This window comes from Neobacillus sp. BP17 (genome assembly GCF_059579525.1).
Genome location: NZ_CM184198.1, coordinates 5,633,861 through 5,652,390, shown reverse-complemented (window position 1 = coordinate 5,652,390; position 18,530 = coordinate 5,633,861). Strand labels below are relative to the sequence as shown.

Annotated in this window: 14 protein-coding genes; 12 read left to right on the top strand and 2 right to left on the bottom strand. The window is 42.0% G+C overall.

The features are described from left to right. Positions 1-22: 22 nt before the first annotated feature. A complete protein-coding gene (locus AC4QJR_RS27600; RefSeq protein ID WP_496524892.1) occupies positions 23-3,583 on the top strand; it encodes an immune inhibitor A domain-containing protein in 3,561 nt (1,186 codons plus the stop codon). Between the two features lie 80 nt (positions 3,584-3,663). Here AC4QJR_RS27600 and AC4QJR_RS27595 read toward each other — a convergent pair whose 3' ends face one another. After that, positions 3,664-4,188, bottom strand: a complete 525-nt coding sequence (locus tag AC4QJR_RS27595) for a BsuPI-related putative proteinase inhibitor (RefSeq protein WP_496524891.1) — start codon at positions 4,186-4,188, stop codon at positions 3,664-3,666. A gap of 133 nt (positions 4,189-4,321) precedes the next feature. Continuing rightward, positions 4,322-5,032 carry a hypothetical protein gene (locus tag AC4QJR_RS27590; RefSeq protein WP_496524890.1) on the bottom strand — a complete coding sequence of 237 codons (711 nt, stop codon included), beginning with the start codon at positions 5,030-5,032 and terminating at the stop codon, positions 4,322-4,324. Between the two features lie 124 nt (positions 5,033-5,156). Here AC4QJR_RS27590 and AC4QJR_RS27585 point away from each other — a divergent pair, with 124 nt between their 5' ends. The 11 genes from AC4QJR_RS27585 (at position 5,157) to AC4QJR_RS27535 (ending at position 18,457) form a co-directional block, all read left to right on the top strand. Continuing rightward, complete coding sequence (locus AC4QJR_RS27585; protein WP_496524889.1) at positions 5,157-5,897, top strand: gluconate 2-dehydrogenase subunit 3 family protein; 741 nt, start codon at positions 5,157-5,159, stop codon at positions 5,895-5,897. Positions 5,898-6,086: 189 nt separating this feature from the next. Further along, on the top strand, positions 6,087-7,802 hold the full coding sequence (locus AC4QJR_RS27580; protein WP_496524888.1) for a GMC family oxidoreductase: 1,716 nt from the start codon (positions 6,087-6,089) through the stop codon (positions 7,800-7,802). 76 nt (positions 7,803-7,878) lie between these two features. Continuing rightward, positions 7,879-8,229 carry an ASCH domain-containing protein gene (locus tag AC4QJR_RS27575; protein WP_496524887.1) on the top strand — a complete coding sequence of 117 codons (351 nt, stop codon included), beginning with the start codon at positions 7,879-7,881 and terminating at the stop codon, positions 8,227-8,229. A gap of 144 nt (positions 8,230-8,373) precedes the next feature. Beyond that, the gene (locus AC4QJR_RS27570; protein ID WP_496524886.1) at positions 8,374-10,104 is read left to right on the top strand and encodes an ABC transporter ATP-binding protein; all 1,731 of its coding nucleotides are present in this window, start codon (positions 8,374-8,376) and stop codon (positions 10,102-10,104) included. Continuing rightward, positions 10,104-11,957: an ABC transporter ATP-binding protein gene (locus AC4QJR_RS27565; protein WP_496524885.1), complete on the top strand. Its 1,854-nt coding sequence runs from the start codon at positions 10,104-10,106 to the stop codon at positions 11,955-11,957. The genes AC4QJR_RS27570 and AC4QJR_RS27565 overlap by 1 nt, the downstream gene beginning before the upstream one ends. 271 nt (positions 11,958-12,228) lie before the next feature. Continuing rightward, positions 12,229-13,434: an MFS transporter gene (locus tag AC4QJR_RS27560; RefSeq protein ID WP_496524884.1), complete on the top strand. Its 1,206-nt coding sequence runs from the start codon at positions 12,229-12,231 to the stop codon at positions 13,432-13,434. A 317-nt stretch (positions 13,435-13,751) separates the two neighbouring features. Further along, on the top strand, positions 13,752-14,924 hold the full coding sequence (locus AC4QJR_RS27555) for an ABC transporter substrate-binding protein (RefSeq protein ID WP_496524883.1): 1,173 nt from the start codon (positions 13,752-13,754) through the stop codon (positions 14,922-14,924). Positions 14,925-15,127: 203 nt separating this feature from the next. After that, positions 15,128-16,006 carry a branched-chain amino acid ABC transporter permease gene (locus AC4QJR_RS27550; protein ID WP_375374651.1) on the top strand — a complete coding sequence of 293 codons (879 nt, stop codon included), beginning with the start codon at positions 15,128-15,130 and terminating at the stop codon, positions 16,004-16,006. A gap of 15 nt (positions 16,007-16,021) precedes the next feature. Next, on the top strand, positions 16,022-16,996 hold the full coding sequence (locus tag AC4QJR_RS27545) for a branched-chain amino acid ABC transporter permease (protein ID WP_496524882.1): 975 nt from the start codon (positions 16,022-16,024) through the stop codon (positions 16,994-16,996). Further along, positions 16,971-17,750 (top strand): ABC transporter ATP-binding protein, encoded by a 780-nt coding sequence (locus AC4QJR_RS27540; RefSeq protein ID WP_098571595.1) that lies wholly within the window; start codon positions 16,971-16,973, stop codon positions 17,748-17,750. Before AC4QJR_RS27545 ends, AC4QJR_RS27540 begins: the two co-directional genes overlap by 26 nt. Next, entirely contained in the window at positions 17,750-18,457 is a 708-nt protein-coding gene (locus AC4QJR_RS27535; protein WP_098571594.1) for an ABC transporter ATP-binding protein, read from the top strand. The genes AC4QJR_RS27540 and AC4QJR_RS27535 overlap by 1 nt, the downstream gene beginning before the upstream one ends. Positions 18,458-18,530 lie beyond the last annotated feature (73 nt).

Below are 18,530 nucleotides of genomic sequence, written 5' to 3'. Positions count from 1 at the left end.
TTAAAAATTAGGGGGAAAAACGATGGTAAATTGGAAGAATGTCCTTGGGACATCACTATTATCGACCGGTCTTGTATTTAGTTCTTTCGCACCAGCTGCATTTGCGAAATCTACTACTGCTGCAAAAGTTCCTTACTCAAATGTTTTACAAACTCCAGAAGGATCAACACTGCCTTTCCTTGGCAAGCACACTGGCGGTCCTTTTGATATTGGTCTAGTAAATGAAGATAAAGTTCTTAATCTATTAATCGATCAAGGGATCGTGAATAAAAATGCTTCTCCTCAAGAGCAGCAAAAACAAATGAATGCTTATTTTGCTAAACGTGCGGCTAAAGCCAACGTAGCAGGTACGAACCAACAAGAAGTTAAGAAAATTCGTACTCAAATGCAAGAAAAGGCAAAATTAAAAGTAAAAGATGCAGGTGTTCCAAAAGCCAACAAGGCCTCTAAGAGGAACGTTTCTAATCCTATTACTTCTTCTAAGATAGATCCGATTAAGAAGGAAACATGGGCAGGTCCAGAAAGAACAGATAAGGTACTTGTATTGTTAATGGAATATCCGGATGCACCTCATAGTACGATTAAAGAAGGTGACGGAGCAGTTCTTCAATATGACGATTATACTCAAGAACATTACCAAGATATGATCTTTGGTGAGGATGGGTACGTAGGTCCAAATGGTGAAAAACTTGTGTCTATGAAACAATATTACGAAGAACAGTCAGGCGGCAGCTATACTGTTGATGGGCAAGTTTCGAAGTGGTATAAAGCGGACAAGCCTGCGGCTTACTATGGCGGTAACGTGCCAGCACCGGATGGAAATGATGCACATCCACGTGATTTAATCAAAGAGGCATTAACAAAAGCAGCTCAAGATCCTGATATTAACTTACAAGATTATGATATTCAAGATGAGTTTGACCTGGATGGCGATGGAAATTACTTTGAGCCGGACGGAATTATCGACCATTTAATGGTTGTTCACTCGGGTATTGGTGAAGAAGCTGGCGGCGGTCAACTAGGCGGGGATGCTATTTGGTCTCACAGCTCGGCTCTTACTGACTTACCACGAATTCCTGGCTCTACAGCAAAGGTTCCATATTGGGGCGGTCAGATGATTGCTTATGGTTATACAGTAGAACCTGAAGACGGAGCAGCAGGTGTATTCGCACACGAATTCGGTCATGACTTAGGTCTTCCTGATGAATACGATACAATGTATACACATAACTCTGTTGGTGCTCCAACTGAATATTGGACAATCATGTCCGCTGGAAGCTGGGCAGGGAAAATCAATGGAACAGAACCAACTGGTTTTAGCCCATATGATAAGGAATATTTACAAGAAACAATGCCTGGATCAAACTGGTTTAAAAATGTTGAATATAACCTAGAAGATCTAGCAAGCGGTAAAACAGTTAAATTGGATCAAGCAAGCGAAAAAGGTACCAACGCTGATGCTGTGAAAATTAATTTGCCAGAAAAGTCAACGACTATTAACACGCCTGCCAGCGGTCAATATGAATACTTTAGCGGCAGCGCTGATGAATTAAACAACTCAATGAAAGTAGATGTTGATTTAACAGGGAAAACATCTGCACAATTATCATTTAAGACATGGTATAAGATTGAAGATGGTTATGACTATGCCTATGTTGAAGTAAAAGAAGAGGGTGCAGATGATTACGTTTCTATTCCAGGTAGTATCACAACAACTACTAACCCATATGAGGCAAATCTGGGTAACGGAATTACAAACGACTCGAACGGCTGGGTAGACGCTACATTTGATCTTTCTGCATTTGCAGGTAAAAAGGTATCATTACAATTCAGTTATGTAACTGATGCTGGCGTTTCCCTCCCTGGTTTCTATGTGGATGATGTGAAAGTAACGGCTGATGGCACGGATGTATTATCAGACGATGCTGAAGGTGAATCAAAATTTGCTTTTAATGGCTTTACGAAAAATGATGGTATTAAAAAATCAACACAATATTACTTAGCTGAGTGGCGTTCACATGCAGGTACGGATGCAGGACTAGCTACGACTACTCGCGGTAAATCACAATTAACACATGATCCAGGTCTTGTTCTCTGGTATGTTGACAATAAGTACACTGATAACTGGGTAGGCGATCATCCAGGTGAAGGTTTCTTAGGAGTAGTTGATGCCCACCAAGAAACGGCAATCTGGAAGGATTCAAACCTTTATGATGCAAAGGATGTTACAGGTCCGGCAGCGACAAGATACCAAATTCAAGATGCAGCTTTCTCTTTAAATAAGACAGATAAGCTATTCTTAGATTATGGTTACGGATATATGTCACTAGGTGCTCAACCAGCAGTAACTGCATTTGATGATTCCAGAGATTATAGCAATCCTGGTCAAATTTACTCTGGCCGTAATGTACCAAAGTATGGCTTAAAGATTCACGTAACAGGTCAAGCTGATGACATGTCTGTTGGAGCAATCGAACTTCATACAGGAAATATCGACAAAGTTGAAGTAAACCCATTAAGCAAAACTGCTTATTCAAACCAAGCTGGACATAAAGAATTAACAGTTTCAGGTAAAGTTCACCTTGATGGATCTGGTGAGAGTGTAGCTCTTAAATATGAGTTAGTTGATAAAACTGGTAAAACTTTATTAACTGAGTCAGAAACATTAACTGGTACGGACAAAACATTTGAACGTACACTCACATTACCAAACAGTGCAACTGGTAATTATGTTGTAAAAGTAACAGCTACAGATGAAGATGGAAATGCTGTTTCTGGACAAACTTCATATGCAGTTGACAATAATGCACCAACCGCTTCTGTTGCTCCTAATGGCAGCACAACACCTGCTAAAGCAGTTGCTGCTAAAGTAACTGTGAAGGATGCTGAAGCTAGCTCACTTCAATATGTATGGTCTCAAACTGCTGCCACCCCTGCATCAGGCTGGAGCAAGTTCACAAATGGCAGTACATTAAAGCTTTCAGGTAAAAATGGCCATTGGTACTTACATGTTCGTGGTGTAGATGCAGTTGGCAATGCGTTAAAATGGACTTCCAAATCGTTCTTGTTGGATAATGCGGCACCAGGCACCCCAACTGTGTACGAAGTAAAAGACTATGATAAGAAAGTAACTGGTAAGGCTGAAGCTGGATCCAAAGTTACAGTTAAAGCTGGTTCAACGACTGTAGGTACTGCTTATGCTGATAAATATGGTAAATTCAGCGTTACATTAAAGAAAGCTCTTAAAGCAAAAACAGTTGTTAGGGTAACAGCAACTGATAAAGCTGGAAATGTAAGCAAAACTGCTACTACAACAGTAAAAGACAAAACAAAGCCTGGTAAACCTTCCGTTAAGAAAGTTGACAGCAATGATTTGAAAGTAACTGGTAAAGCAGAAGCAGGCGCAACTGTAACTGTTAAAGCTGGTTCAAAAACACTTGGTTCAGCTGTTGTAAATTCTAAAGGTGAATACAGTGTGAAGCTGAAAAAGGCTCTTAAAACAGGAACTGTTTTAACAGTAACTGCAAAAGATAAGGCTGGTAACACTAGCGCTTCAACAAAAGTTAAAGTTGTAAAGAAATAATTAACCATCTTTACATGGTTATACCCCTGAAGAATTCTTCAGGGGTATTTCTTGTATTTTCATTTACTATATTGAACTTTCTAATGAATGGTAAATTTTAAGCTTACTTTTGCTGGTTCCTCTTTTGCCAGCAAAATAAAGGTGATGGAATATGTTCCTTTTGGCAGGTTTTTAATCGTTTCTGTATAAATCAACTCACCCTTCGGTTTAAGGAATTCCTTACTAGGAAGTTTAGGATTTTGTTGTTCCTTCGATAATTGTTTAACAACAGTGCCATTGCTTGATTTTAATATATAGTCATACGGTTGGATGGTTTTAAAATGGAGTGTCAAGGGATGGTCTAAGGAGTTTTTTATCTTGAATTGAAATTCAGCTCCATCCCCCTTAACTGTATTGGTTAAGCTGGATTCTACTAACTTTCCTTTTGTGACAGAGCCTGGTTGATTTTCAATGGGCTGGGTATTTGTGGTGCTGGCAGACTCTTCTTGGGAAGACACTGGTTGATTGGCGTTATTCGATTTTGGAGCAAGACCTTCCTGTTGGGAACAACTAGTAATGAATAATAGCATGACTAGAAACAGGCCTGGCATCATTAGATTTTTCATATTCAACCCTCTCCTTTTGTAATTAGACGAACAATCTTTATATGGGTTTCACCACTTTTGTGGTAAAGAATAAAGCCCAGATTCTTTTTAGAATCTGAGCTTTATGTTCTAACTTCGGCATATCTCCATGTTCTTACTTTTCACTAGACATTTTCACAAGGGTAATAATATCACTTGAAAGCTTGCTGTAGGATGGATTTTTCGCCTTGATATTGGCTTTGATTCCATCAATCAGCGTCAACGCTTTAGGGTTTGTAATCGTTAAAACCTGAACATTACCGTTAAAAGCCTTATCAATCACTTCTTTTGCTCGATCCAGATTATCGTCGTTATTTAACTTATCTGGGTCCACTCCATCAAGATTCCCCTTTCCTGAGGAGCCGGAGGTGCTTTTTAACACCTTATTTTGAAGTTCATCATAACGAGTTGAAGTGGCTTCTTGTTTGGCACGAGCCAAAATAACAGTGTCATCAAGGACGAAAACCTTTATCCCAGGGATGCCCTCCCCAGATAGGCGTGATTCCAAATGAGAGGATATCCCGCCGTCATGAAGGCTGGAACTGCCAATCAAACTATAAACATTTGTGCCTACCCCTTCGGTTGTTTGGCTGTTCCGATTGGTTGTACTTTTCTTGGCTCTGTCGACACTTGGAATCACATTGACGCTATTTTGGTTTTGGACATGTCCATTTCCTTTGTTGTTCACTGACTGATCATGATAGTTGATATTTTCTGCAGCCCCTACTTCATTTTCCTTTATTCCGTTTTGACTTGCACAGGCTGTTAGCATCATTACCGCACCAAAGAACGGAAAGCCCCAGATTTTCCATTTTCGTTTCAACATAAAAATGCCTCCTTTTTTTAAAATTATTTTCTCCGCTGCTATTTCTAAGTATTAGTGGATTATTTTGGGAACATATTAAAATTAGTTGATTGAGAATATGTCGAAAAATCATGGAGGTTTAAAAATGGCTGAAGAACACAAACAGAATCCTGAAACTTTATCAAGAAGGAAGTTTTTACGCAATACAGGCTTCACTGTTGGCGGTCTAGCTGTTGGTGGTGTATTGGGCAGTCTCATCCCTCGAAATAATGATAAACAACAGAAAGCACCACCGCCTGAGGCAGAAAATTTCAATCAGGCACTGATGTATTTTACACCTGAACAATATCAACTAACCGAGGCTGCAACGGAACGGATTTTTCCTGAGGATGAGTCCGGACCGGGTGCGAAGGCCCTTGGGGTAGCTTTCTTCATTGATCACCAGTTAGCTGGTGATTGGGGCTTTAATGCTCGGGAATATATGCAGGCTCCTTTTTATAAAGGAGAAAAAGTCCAAGGATATCAAGGCCGCTTAAGGCGCAGGGATATTTTTGATATTGGACTAAGGGAACTTCAAAATCACAGTATGGCGGTCCATAAGAAAAAATTCACGGAACTAAAAGGGGAAGAACAGGATGCCATTCTGAGTGATTTTGAACAAGATAAGGTGAATTTGACCACCATTTCTCCAAGTGGATTCTTCCAATTACTTAGGAGCGCAACGCTAGAAGGAGCCTATAGTGACCCGCTCTATGGAGGAAATAAAAATATGAATGGCTGGAAAATGCGGAACTATCCAGGCAGCCAAATGGCTTACACAGATATTATTGAAAAAGACTTTAAAAAAATAAATCCACAAAGCTTAAAAAATCATTTAAATCACTAAGAAAAGCGGCAGCGCCCGTTTAGCGGCGTATGGCCTGGAGCACTCCAACTGAGATAAAGGAAACACGAAGAGCGTAGCGATTCGATGTTGACTTATCGTAGGGCGGAGAGCGAAGGACACTAGCCGCTGGGCGCTAGAGCTAGACACTAATAAAAGAGGAAGCTAACTAAGAAGAGGCAGGTGGCAGCGATGGCAAGGAAATTACCGAAAGTCGATGTAGTGATTGTTGGTGTAGGTTGGGCAGGTGGCATCATTGCTTCTGAACTGACCAAAAAGGGACTGAAAGTCGTTGGTTTGGAAAGAGGTAAGGAACGCAAAACGGAAGATTACTTTATGGTTCATGACGAACTTCGTTATGCATTACGATATGGAATGATGCAAGATCTATCGAAAGAAACGATTACTTTCCGAGGAAATGAGAGAATTCGTGCCTTGCCGATGCGGCAGTACGGTTCGTTTTTGCTTGGCGATGGTCTAGGAGGTTCGGGAGTCCACTGGAACGGACAGACCTTCCGCTTCTTGCCCTACGATTTTGAAATCTATAGCAAAACAGTCGAAAGGTATGGGAAAAATAAAATTCCAGCCGGGATGACCATCCAGGATTGGGGTATTACCTATGATGAACTAGAACCCTATTATGATAAATTTGAAAAACTGACCGGTATTTCCGGGGAAGAGAATCCGCTTGCTGGTAAACGGTCGGATAAGTATCCTACGCCGCCAATGAAAAAGTCGCCGCCGCTGAAGATGTTTGAGGAAGCGGCGAAAAAGTTGAAATTGCACCCGTATATGATGCCGTCTGCGAATCTTTCAGAATCCTATAAAAATCCAGATGGAGTGTCTCGGGCAGCCTGTCAATATTGCGGGTACTGCGAGCGCTTTGGATGCGAATATGGAGCAAAGGCAGATCCGGTGGTGACCGTTATTCCTGTCGCTAACAAAACAGGCAATTTTGAAATAAGAACCCATTCCAATGTCAGAAGAATCCTAAAAAAGGGCGATAAAGTAACGGGGGTTTTGTACACGGATGTGACTACCGGTGAGGAAATTGAGCAGCCTGCTGATATTGTGGTCATGACTAGTTATGTGTTTAATAATATCCGTCTATTATTAATGTCGGATGTAGGTAAAGCTTATGATCCGCAAACAGGCAAAGGTGTCATTGGGAAAAATTATGCGTATCAAGTCATCAAAGGAAATGCGGTTGGCTTTTTTGATGATAAAGAGTTTAATACCTTTGCAGGGGCAGGATCGCTTGGCATGGTTTTGGATGACTATAATGGGGATAATTTTGACCACTCAAAGGTCAATTTTATCCATGGCGGAATGGTATCGCTCAGCCAAACGGGCATGAGACCGATTCAAAATAACCCGGTTCCTGGCGGCAAACCAACCTGGGGAAAAGAATTCAAGGAGAAGTCGGTCAAATATGCGAACCGCTTTTTATCCGTAGGTGCCCAAGGTTCCTCCATGCCTTTTCAACACCATTACCTTGACCTTGACCCAACCTATACAGATGCTTATGGAGATCCATTAATTCGCATCACCTTTGATTTTGAAGATCAAGATCGAAATCTGGCCAAGTTCCTTGCCTCGAAATGTGCAGATGTCCTAAAAGAAATGGGAGCAGATCATATTGATACAATGAAGGATTTAGGTCCATATGATATCACGACCTATCAATCCACTCACAATACTGGCGGGGTCATCATGGGGGCTGATCCTGCAACCTCGGCAGTAAATAAGTATTTGCAAATGTGGGATTATGATAACTTGTTTGTTGTAGGGGCAACTGCGTTTCCGCACAATTCCGGTTATAATCCTACCGATACAGTCGGTGCATTAGCCTACCGTGCGGCTGAAGGCATTCTTAAATACCGTGATAAAGGCGGGCAAGTGGTTTAAATTCTTTTCAAAATTGGATTTAATCATATCAATAGTGTTAATATAGAAAAATGAATTGGAAATAGGAGGAGAAAAAATGACAACTGTAAACGATAACAATACCCTGCCGCCAAAAACTTGCTCGGTCGATCGCTTAGTAACGATGGAAGCCGATGTGAAGAAAGTCCTTGCGGGTGAAAAAACAGCGACACGCCGTAATGGCCGCTATGCAGACCCTGGTGAAATCATGACACTAGAAGGCCGTGATTTTGTGGTCGAACGCGTTTATTCCCAAGCATTAGGTGAACTAACAGATGACGATGCCCGCCGCGAGGGCTTTGAGACGGTTGAAGAGTATAAACAGTCGATCCTAAGCTATCACCCTGGCATGCCTTGGCTGCCGCAAATGCGAGTTTGGGTGCATGAGTTCAGCCCTGTTCAAAAGTAGAAAAACAGACAAGTGGTCCATTCATTAATGGACCGCTTTTTTTATGGGCATACCTAGAAAATAGCAGGTCAATTAGTTGGTTAATCATTGGAAAAAATTTATAATATTTCTAGAGAGGGATTTCCGACAGGCTGGAGTGATAGGATGGGATTTTTATCAAAATACATAAAGACATACTGGAAATCTTTTAGCATAGCGGTTCTATTTCTTACGTTGGAAGCCCTAAGTGATTTATTGCAGCCCACCATTATGGCGAAAATTATTGATGAAGGGGTAGCTAACAGGGATATTCATTATGTGTTGAAAATGGGTGGTGTGATGCTGCTCATTACAGCCGGCGGCGCTGTGGCTGCTTCGACTAGAAGCGTGGTGGCTAGTATTGTTTCTCAAAACTTTGGGACCCAGTTAAGATCGGACCTATTTAAAAAAATTCAAATGCTTTCGTTTAAAAATATTGATAAATTTGACCGCGCCTCATTGGTGACAAGGCTGACCAATGATGTTACTCAGGTTCAGGTGTTTGTCAACGGGTTAATGAGAATTTTCGTGAAAGCTCCGTTACTCGCAATCGGCGGGTTGATTATGGCGACGCGGTTAAACTTGCAGCTCTCGGTTGTTCTGGCTGTAGTGGTCCCGATTGTTGCCTTGTTAATTATTTTTAACCTGCGATTAGGCTTTCCCCGCTTTTCTCGCGTCCAAAAAGCGCTGGACCGGGTGAACAGTGTGATGCGAGAGTACTTATCCGGTGTCAGGGTGGTGAAAGCCTTCAATCGGTTTGATGTCGAGGTTGATAAGTTTAAAGTGGTAAATGACGACTATAAACGGCAATCAATTGCAGCGAACCGCTTGATGGCCACCTTTAGTCCGCTGATTATGTTAACGGTCAATCTTGGTATTGTTGCTGTCCTTTGGATCGGCGGAAACGGCGTAGATACTGGTGAGATTCAAGTCGGACATATTATTGCCTTTATCAACTATATGACACAAATCTTATTTTCACTGATGATGATTTCCATGGTTTTTAATATGTTTGTTAGAGCCAAAGCCTCCGCTGGGAGAATCAATGAAATATTTTTGCAAGAGGAGCACTCAACTTGGAAGGAATGGGCAGACGAACCTTTTACGGAAAAGGGACGAATCGAATTTGAGGATGTTTCTTTTTCTTATGAAGGCGGTGTGGGCGATCCTGTCTTAAAAAATATTAATCTCACTATTCTTCCCGGAGAAACGGTTGGCATCATTGGTTCAACCGGATCGGGGAAAAGTACGCTCGTCGGACTGATCCCCCGCTTTTATGATATTGTGAGCGGTACGATTAAGGTCAATGGTGTGGATAGTAAACGGGTGGACCCAAAGATTTTACGAGAGAAAATTGCAATGGTGCCGCAAAAGAATATTTTATTTACGGGCAGTGTCGCAGAAAATATTCGCTGGGGGAAAGAAGACGCAACTGACGCGGAAGTAATAGCTGCCGCGACCATCGCAGGGGCCCATGATTTTATCGAGGGATCTCCGGAAGGTTACCAAACGAGAATTGGTCAAGGCGGCGTTAATTTTTCAGGCGGACAAAAGCAGCGGATTTCGATTGCCCGGGCGTTAGTGAAAAAACCAGAAATATTGATACTTGATGATAGTACAAGTGCGGTGGACGTCGCGACAGAGGAAAAAATCAAGGAAGCCCTGAAGAAATATGCGAAGGGGCTCACATGCTTGTTGATTGCGCAGCGGATCACTTCGATTATCGATGCCGATAAAATCGTCGTCCTCGACCATGGCAAGCTAGTTGGCGTGGGAACCCATCAGGATCTATTGAAGGATTGCCGCGTCTACAAGGAAATCTATCAATCACAAGTCGGCAAGGAGGTGTCGCCTTAATGTCAAAGGAAAACGTACAGGCCGCCTCCACCCCGCCGCCGATGAGACCAGGTGGATTTGGCGGTGCCCATCGCCGCGGGCCAGTTGTGAAGCCGAAGAACTTTAAAGGCACACTTAAAAGACTGTGGGCATACTTCGGCGAAGAACGAAAAATGCTTTCGGTCATTTTTATTTTTATCGTGGTCGATTCCGCATTGATGCTGCTCGCCCCCTTCCTGATTGGGAAAGCAATTGATGCAATGAGCAGTCAGGGCGGCAAAGTTGATTTTAGCTTTCTTGAGGTGATGATTGTCATTTTGATCGCTGTCTATGTGATCGACAGTCTGCTTACTTTTTTACAAGGCTGGCTGATGGCAGGTGTATCGCAGCGGATTGTCAAACGCTTAAGAGATGCTCTTTTTAAAAAGTTACAAAGATTGCCGGTATCATTTTTCGATGCTCGTTCACACGGAGAGTTAATGAGTAGGCTTTCCAACGATGTGGATAACGTGAGTAACACCATCTCTCAATCGACGACGCAATTAATGTCAGGATTGGTCATCATTACTGGGTCATTAATATTGATGCTCTTTATTAGCCCGTTATTAACGCTGGCCAGCTTAATCACTGTACCACTTGTCTTTTTATTGACCAGGACAATTGCGAAACGGACCAGTGTCTTTTTTAAAGATCAGCAGGTCCAGCTGGGAAAATTAAATGGACATATTGAGGAAACCATTTCTGGAATTGAAATTGTTAAAGCCTTTAATCATGAGGGAAAAGTCATCGAAGAGTTTGAGTTGGTCAATACGAAACTGCGTGAGGTCGGCCTTAAGGCGCAAATCTGGTCTGGTTTTTTGATGCCAATCATGAACGTAATTAATAACCTAGGCTTTGCCGTTGTCGCTGTGGTAGGCGGAATCCTAGCGGTAAAAAGCATCATCACGATTGGGGCGATTGCCAGCTTCATAACCTACTCGAGGCAATTTGTCCGACCGTTAAATGATTTGGCGAATATTTTCAACATCCTTCAGTCCGGTGTTGCCGGGGCAGAGCGTGTCTTTGAAATCATTGATGAACAAGAGGAACCGCTCAACCATCCACAGGCCATTCGTTTGGAAAATCCAAGAGGACATGTTGTTTTTGAAAATGTTAGTTTTGGGTATCGGCCGGATGTTCCCATTTTAAAAAATGTCAGCTTTGAAGCGGATATCGGCAGCAGTACCGCCCTCGTTGGTCCAACTGGTGCGGGAAAAACAACGATCGTAAACCTGTTGACGAGATTTTATGATGTGACCGGCGGCCGCATTCTGCTTGATGGTCATGATATTCGTGAGTACACTCGTGATAGTTTGCGGAGATGCTTTGGATTTGTTCTCCAGGATACGTACTTATTCTCAGGAACCATCAAGGAAAACATCAAGTATGGAAATGCGCAGGCCACTGACGACGAGGTCGAGCGTGCGGCGATGATGGCCAATGCCGACACGTTTATTAAGCGGCTGCCCAATCAATATGAAACAGTCTTAACCGAAAATGGCGGCAATTTAAGTCAAGGGCAGCGGCAGCTGTTAGCGATAGCAAGAGTAATCCTGGCGAAGCCTGCTTTGCTCATCTTGGATGAGGCAACGAGCAGCATTGATACGCGAACCGAGTTACATATTCAAGAGGCCTTGCTATCCTTGATGGAGAACCGGACCAGTTTCATCATTGCCCACCGCCTCAACACGATTCAAGGTGCTGATACCATCATGGTCATCGACCACGGGGAAATCATCGAGAACGGTAATCACGAGGAATTAATGAGCCAAAAAGGTAAATATTATAGTATGTTTTATAATCAATTCAAAAATGTGGAAGCGGATTTAGAATGAGGTGGAGACTGGGGGACCAGTCTCTTTTTTGTGCTCTATATAGCTTTCATTGCCTGTAGAGACTGTTTTTTTGAATAAATGGTTGATGCCCCCCCATTTCATGTCCCTTCCTAATAAAATCCCAAAACCCTCTATCAAAAAACGACACTAAATAATGACAACTGTAAAGACACCTGATAGAATACTAATGATTAATAGAATTATTCTGTACCTAATCTTAAGAAATATAGGGAATAATGTTAAAAATAGCTATGAATTTAGGGGGATCGACATGAACAACAAAAAGGAAATATCGGGCCGGAAATTGCTAGGTATTGCCGGGATGGGCTGGATGTTCGATGCCATGGACGTCGGCATGCTTTCATTCATCATCGCAGCCTTAAAAGTAGAATGGAATCTAACACCTGGACAGATGGGCTGGATTGGAAGTATCAATTCAATCGGGATGGCCGTTGGTGCCCTTGTTTTTGGCCTAATGGCAGATAAAATTGGCCGAAAAAATGTATTTATCATCACCTTATTATTATTTTCAATCGGTAGCGGTCTTTCCGCCCTTACAACCACACTAGGAGCCTTTTTAGCACTAAGATTTTTCATTGGCGCAGGTCTTGGCGGGGAACTACCGGTTGCCTCGACCTTGGTATCAGAAAGTGTCCCTGCTGAAAAACGCGGCAGAGTGGTTGTCCTGCTGGAGAGTTTTTGGGCAGGAGGATGGTTAGTATCCGCCCTTATTTCCTACTTTATCATCCCAAAATATGGCTGGCAGATTGCTTTAATTATCAGTGCTATCCCTGCTTTGTATGCCTTATATTTACGAATGGGGTTACCTGACTCGCCACGCTTTACGGCATTAAAGAAGAGCGAAAGAATCTCAGCATTTCAGAGCTTTGCAAAATTATGGTCGAAGGAGTATCGCCGTCAGACTGCTATGCTGTGGATTGTCTGGTTTTGCGTCGTCTTTTCCTATTATGGGATGTTCCTATGGCTTCCAAGTGTCATGGGTATGAAGGGCTTTAGCTTAGTAAAAAGCTTTGAATATGTGTTAATAATGACCTTAGCACAGCTGCCAGGTTACTTTACGGCCGCATGGTTTATCGAAAAGTTCGGGCGGAAATTTGTCCTAGTCGTTTATCTACTCGGAACAGCAGTCAGCGCCTATTTCTTTGGAACGGCGGATTCTACCGCCCAATTGCTGACAGCAGGTATCCTGTTATCATTCTTTAATCTTGGAGCCTGGGGCGGCCTTTATGCCTATTCACCAGAACAGTACCCAACGATTATTCGTGGAACGGGTACGGGGATGGCTGCTTCGTTTGGACGGATTGGCGGGGTTCTAGGGCCATTATTGGTTGGGTCGCTGGTGACAAAAAACGTATCGATATCAACCATCTTCACGATTTTCTGTATCGCTGTCCTTGTTGGGGCTCTTTCGGTCCTCTTTTTGGGAAAAGAAACCAAAAGAAAAGAATTGGTATAATAATTTTAGCTATAGAGATTCCTTAATTTGGAGTCTCTTTCTTTTATTGTAAATAGGGAAACGTATTTAACTAAAATATTTGAAAAACAGTACTTTTCCACTGAATAAAAGCAAATCCTTTTCGACTTTAGTGAAATAAAGAGTTTGTTCAGATAAAACAGTATTTTTACCATATTGCAAATTATTTTAAAATAATGTACAATACCACTAGACGAACCCCTAAATATTTTGTACAATGTTTTCAGAATATTATCTTTTTTTAAAACAGTTAGACAAAAGTAGTTGGGAAAATTTCCAAGAGAATTAGGGGGAAAGTCATGAGGAAGAGAAAATTAGCTGGTGTATTTATGTCTTTTATGGTAGCAGCAGGGGTGTTGGCAGGATGTAACTCAAGTACTAGTGGGGATGGGGAAAAAGGCGGAGATATTAAAATTGGTGCCAACCTCGAACTATCTGGCGGAGTAGCTTCGTATGGTCAGTCAGCAAAAGAAGGTATTGAATTAGCCATCGAAGAAATCAACAAAGAAGGTATTAATGGCAAAAAGTTAAAATTAGTGACAGTCGACAATAAGTCGGATGCTGCTGAGGCAACAAATGGTGCACTAAAACTTGCCACCCAAGATAAAGTAGTGGCAATGATTGGTGCAGCAACAAGTACAAACACACTTGCTCAAGTACAGATTGCTCAAGATAACAAAATTCCATTAATCACACCAACTGCAACAAACGCTACGATCACAAGTAAAGATGGAAAGCTAAATGACTTTGTCTTCCGTACATGCTTTATCGACCCATTCCAAGGGACAGTTGCCGCGAACTTTGCAACCAATGATTTAAAGGTTAAAAGTGCAGCTGTTTTAATTGACAGCTCAAGTGACTACTCTAAAGGTCTTGCAGCTTCTTTCAAAAAGAATTTTGAAGCCAATGGCGGGAAAATTGTTAAAGAAGAAGCATATGTGGCAAAGGATACAGATTTCCGTGCTACTTTAACAAATATTAAAGCAGCAAATCCAGAATATATCTTTGTTCCTGGTTTCTATGAAGAAGTTGGGTTAATTATCAAACAAGCTCGTGAGCTTGGCTTAAATGTACCAATCATGGGTGGTGACGGCTGGGATTCTCCTAAACTAGTAGAAATCGCTGGGGCACCAACACTTAATAACACATTTATTACCAACCACTACTCTTCAGGTGATAGTGATAAGAAGGTTCAAGAATTCGTTGCTGCATTCAAAGCAAAATACGATGGTAAATCACCGGATGCCTTTACAGCTCTAGGTTATGACACAGTATACTTCCTTGCCGATGCGATTAAGCGTGCTGGAAGCAGTGATTCTAGTAAAATTCAAAAGGCACTTGCAGAAACTGATGGATTAGAGCTTGTATCAGGGAAAGTGAAGCTTGATAAAAACCATGACCCAATCAAAGCCGCTGTTATCCTTGAGTATAAGAACGGTGAACAACAATTTAAGACAAAGATCAACCCTTAATAGAAAAGCGGAAGCGCCTTAGAGCTGACGCTAGCTCAATTGTATCTGCTAGACAAATTTTCATAGTTTGCCAAAGGGATAGGGAGCGTAACGTCTCCCTATTCCACTTTCTAAAAGAAATGTAAGTTTCCCACTATGCAAAGGTTGTTTAATTGTATTTAAAAAAAGATTCGTTGAAGTCGGTCCAGAGGAGTGTAAGATATATGGAATTAATACAGCAGCTTGTCAATGGAATTTCCTTGGGCAGTATTTATGCACTAATCGCCCTAGGGTACACAATGGTATACGGTATTGTAAAACTAATTAACTTTGCCCATGGGGATGTCTTCATGGTTGGTGCATTTATAGGTTTTTATTCCATTACTATTCTTGATTTAGGATTTTTCCCAGCATTACTTATTTCAATGGTTGCCTGTGCAATCTTCGGTGTATTAATTGAGAGGATCGCCTATAAACCTCTCCGAAATGCAACAAGAATCGCTGCCCTTATTACAGCGATTGGGGTTTCGTTGTTTATCGAGTATGGAACCATTTATATTCGCGGTGCTCAGCCGGAAGCTTATCCAGATGGAATCGTTCCACTAAAAACCCTTGAGATTTTAGGGGTAAAAATCAGCGGTCAGTCCATCCTTATTTTAGGAACATCCGTCATCTTAATGATTTTGCTTCAATTTATCGTGCATAAAACAAAAATTGGTAAAGCCATGCGTGCTGTATCACATGACATGGATGCCGCAAGACTAATGGGAATCAATGTAAATAACACGATTTCAGCAACTTTTGCGATCGGATCTGCCCTAGCAGGAGCGGCGGGCGTAGTCTTTGGAGTTTACTATACAAAAATTGAGCCGTTAATGGGAATTATCCCAGGGCTTAAAGCGTTTGTCGCAGCTGTTTTAGGTGGAATTGGAATTATCCCGGGCGCGATGACCGGCGGTTTATTGTTAGGTGTCATTGAGTCACTTGTAAGTGCTGCAGGTTACTCTCTATGGCGAGATGGTGTAGCGTTTGTTGTTCTTATCTTAATTTTGATTTTCCGTCCAGCAGGTTTATTTGGTAAAAATATCAGGGAAAAGGTGTAAGGAGGTCTTTAAGCAATGACAATGTTAAAACAAGCAAAATTTTTCTGGACCTCGATCGTTTTAGCCGTTATATTTGCGGTCGTTATGCAATTTTTAATTAATGGTGGTTCATTGAATCAGTTTTATGTAAATACGCTATTTTTTATTGGCATTAATATTATTCTTGCAGTAAGCCTTCATTTAATTATTGGTATTACCGGACAGTTTTCGATTGGACATGCCGGGTTCCTAGCCGTTGGTGCCTATGCCTCAGCCATTATGACAATGAAATTAAGCCTTCCATTTCCAGTGGCCCTTCTTGTCGGCGGTGTAGCTGCAGCAGTAGCCGGTCTCATTATTGGGATTCCATCCCTTCGATTAAAGGGTGATTATCTAGCGATTGCCACACTTGGATTCGGAGAGATTGTGAGAATTGTCTTCTTAAATATTGATTACGTCGGTGGGGCAAGCGGCATGACTGTCTCCCACTTTACCACATGGCCATGGCTGATCGGCTGTGTTATTCTAACCATTGTAGTAATTGCGAACTTTACAAATTCGACTCATGGACGAGCATGTATTTCAATCAGAGAAAATGAAATTGCTGCCGATGCAATGGGGATTAATACAACCTACTATAAGGTAACGGCTTTTGCCATCGGTGCGTTTTTTGCTGGAATTGCCGGTGCATTATATGCACATAACTTTTATATTATCCAGCCAACAAACTTTGGCTTTTTGAAATCATTTGATATTTTAATCTTCGTCGTACTAGGCGGCTTAGGAAGTATGTCAGGGGCAGTCATTGCTGCGATCCTGTTAACGATTATCTCAACCTATCTATCTAGCTATCCAGAGGTTCGGATGGTTATCTACAGCCTTGTCCTAATTGTGATGATGCTTTTCCGTCCACAAGGTCTGCTTGGCACAAAAGAAATTACCTCATTCTTTAAAGTTGGTAAGGCAGCTAAAGGAGGAGTACAGCATGACAACAAAAAAACAGTTGCTTAAAGTTGAAAATGTCGGGATCCGTTTCGGCGGTTTAAAAGCTGTATCAGATGTAAACGTGGTATTAAATCAGGGTGAACTCGTCGGTTTAATTGGCCCCAATGGTGCAGGGAAAACCACATTTTTTAACTTGCTGACAGGTGTCTATGTTCCAACGGAGGGAACCATCTCGTTAACAGGCGATAAACTTAATGGCTTAGCACCGTATAAAATTACCAAAAAGGGAATCAGCCGGACATTCCAAAACATCCGCTTGTTTAGCGATCTGTCTGTTCTCGATAATGTAAAAGTTGCTTATCATTCGCTGGCAAAGCATTCGATGGTAAGCTCGATCTTCCGCTTTCCAACTCACTTTGCTGGTGAGAGGGAAATGGAAGAAAAGGCCATTGAGTTCTTGAAAATCTTTAAGTTGGAAAATGTGATGCATGAAAAGGCGAAGAACTTACCGTACGGCCAGCAGCGCCGCCTTGAAATTGCCCGGGCATTGGCAGCCGGCCCCAAATTATTGCTGCTTGATGAACCTGCTGCCGGAATGAACCCACAGGAAACAGAAGAACTAATGAACTTAATTGCGTTAATTCGTGAGAAGTTTTCATTAACAATCCTCTTAATTGAACATGATATGGGCCTTGTAATGGGTGTGTGTGAGCGCATATATGTGCTTGACCATGGTCAATTAATTGCGGATGGGACACCAGAACAAATCAGAAATAATCCAAAAGTCATCGAAGCCTATCTTGGAGAGGAGGTCTCCTAATGCTAAAAGTGAATGATATAAATGTTTATTATGGTAATATCCACGCGTTGAAGGGTGTTTCCCTCGAGATCAATCAAGGAGAAATTGTTACATTGATTGGTGCCAATGGTGCGGGTAAAAGTACGCTTTTACAAACCATATCCGGACTATTGAAGCCAAAAAGTGGTGAAGTATTGTTTGAGAGTGAACATGTAGCCGGAAAGGTCCCGCAATCAATTGTAAAGCGGGGAATTTCACAAGTACCGGAAGGCCGCCGCGTGTTCGCGAACATGTCAGTGGAGGAGAACCTTGAATTAGGTGCGTACTTGAGAAAAGATAAAAAAGGGATTCAAGAAGATTTTGAAAAGGTGTATCAACTGTTTCCACGGTTGTTAGAGCGTAAAAAGCAGCAATCAGGGACCCTTTCAGGCGGGGAGCAGCAAATGCTCGCGATGGGACGAGCATTAATGGCTAGGCCGCGTTTATTATTGTTAGATGAGCCGTCCATGGGTCTTGCGCCACTATTAGTAAAAACGATTTTCAAGATTATCGAGGAAATCAATAAAACGGGCACAACAATTCTATTAGTAGAGCAAAACGCCAATATGGCCCTCTCGATTGCCGACCGTGCTTATGTTATTGAAACAGGAAAAATTGTCGCTTCTGGTACTGCTGCAGAGCTTAACTCAAGCGACCAAATTAGAAACGCCTATCTTGGCGGACACTAAAATCGAAAAGCGGAAGCGTCTTGCCCAGGGGCGACAGGCATAAGACGAGCCGGCTTGAGGGTTGCTTTTTAAC

Bases quoted from the DNA above. Each gene is read 5' to 3' on its own strand.
- AC4QJR_RS27590 (WP_496524890.1), bottom strand. From the start codon at position 5,032: ATGTTGAAACGAAAATGGAAAATCTGGGGCTTTCCGTTCTTTGGTGCG.
- AC4QJR_RS27595 (WP_496524891.1), bottom strand. From the start codon at position 4,188: ATGAAAAATCTAATGATGCCAGGCCTGTTTCTAGTCATGCTATTATTC.
- AC4QJR_RS27585 (WP_496524889.1), top strand. From the start codon at position 5,157: ATGGCTGAAGAACACAAACAGAATCCTGAAACTTTATCAAGAAGGAAG.
- AC4QJR_RS27580 (WP_496524888.1), top strand. From the start codon at position 6,087: ATGGCAAGGAAATTACCGAAAGTCGATGTAGTGATTGTTGGTGTAGGT.
- AC4QJR_RS27535 (WP_098571594.1), top strand. From the start codon at position 17,750: ATGCTAAAAGTGAATGATATAAATGTTTATTATGGTAATATCCACGCG.
- AC4QJR_RS27570 (WP_496524886.1), top strand. From the start codon at position 8,374: ATGGGATTTTTATCAAAATACATAAAGACATACTGGAAATCTTTTAGC.
- AC4QJR_RS27540 (WP_098571595.1), top strand. From the start codon at position 16,971: ATGACAACAAAAAAACAGTTGCTTAAAGTTGAAAATGTCGGGATCCGT.
- AC4QJR_RS27545 (WP_496524882.1), top strand. From the start codon at position 16,022: ATGACAATGTTAAAACAAGCAAAATTTTTCTGGACCTCGATCGTTTTA.
- AC4QJR_RS27600 (WP_496524892.1), top strand. From the start codon at position 23: ATGGTAAATTGGAAGAATGTCCTTGGGACATCACTATTATCGACCGGT.
- AC4QJR_RS27555 (WP_496524883.1), top strand. From the start codon at position 13,752: ATGAGGAAGAGAAAATTAGCTGGTGTATTTATGTCTTTTATGGTAGCA.
- AC4QJR_RS27560 (WP_496524884.1), top strand. From the start codon at position 12,229: ATGAACAACAAAAAGGAAATATCGGGCCGGAAATTGCTAGGTATTGCC.
- AC4QJR_RS27550 (WP_375374651.1), top strand. From the start codon at position 15,128: ATGGAATTAATACAGCAGCTTGTCAATGGAATTTCCTTGGGCAGTATT.
- AC4QJR_RS27565 (WP_496524885.1), top strand. From the start codon at position 10,104: ATGTCAAAGGAAAACGTACAGGCCGCCTCCACCCCGCCGCCGATGAGA.
- AC4QJR_RS27575 (WP_496524887.1), top strand. From the start codon at position 7,879: ATGACAACTGTAAACGATAACAATACCCTGCCGCCAAAAACTTGCTCG.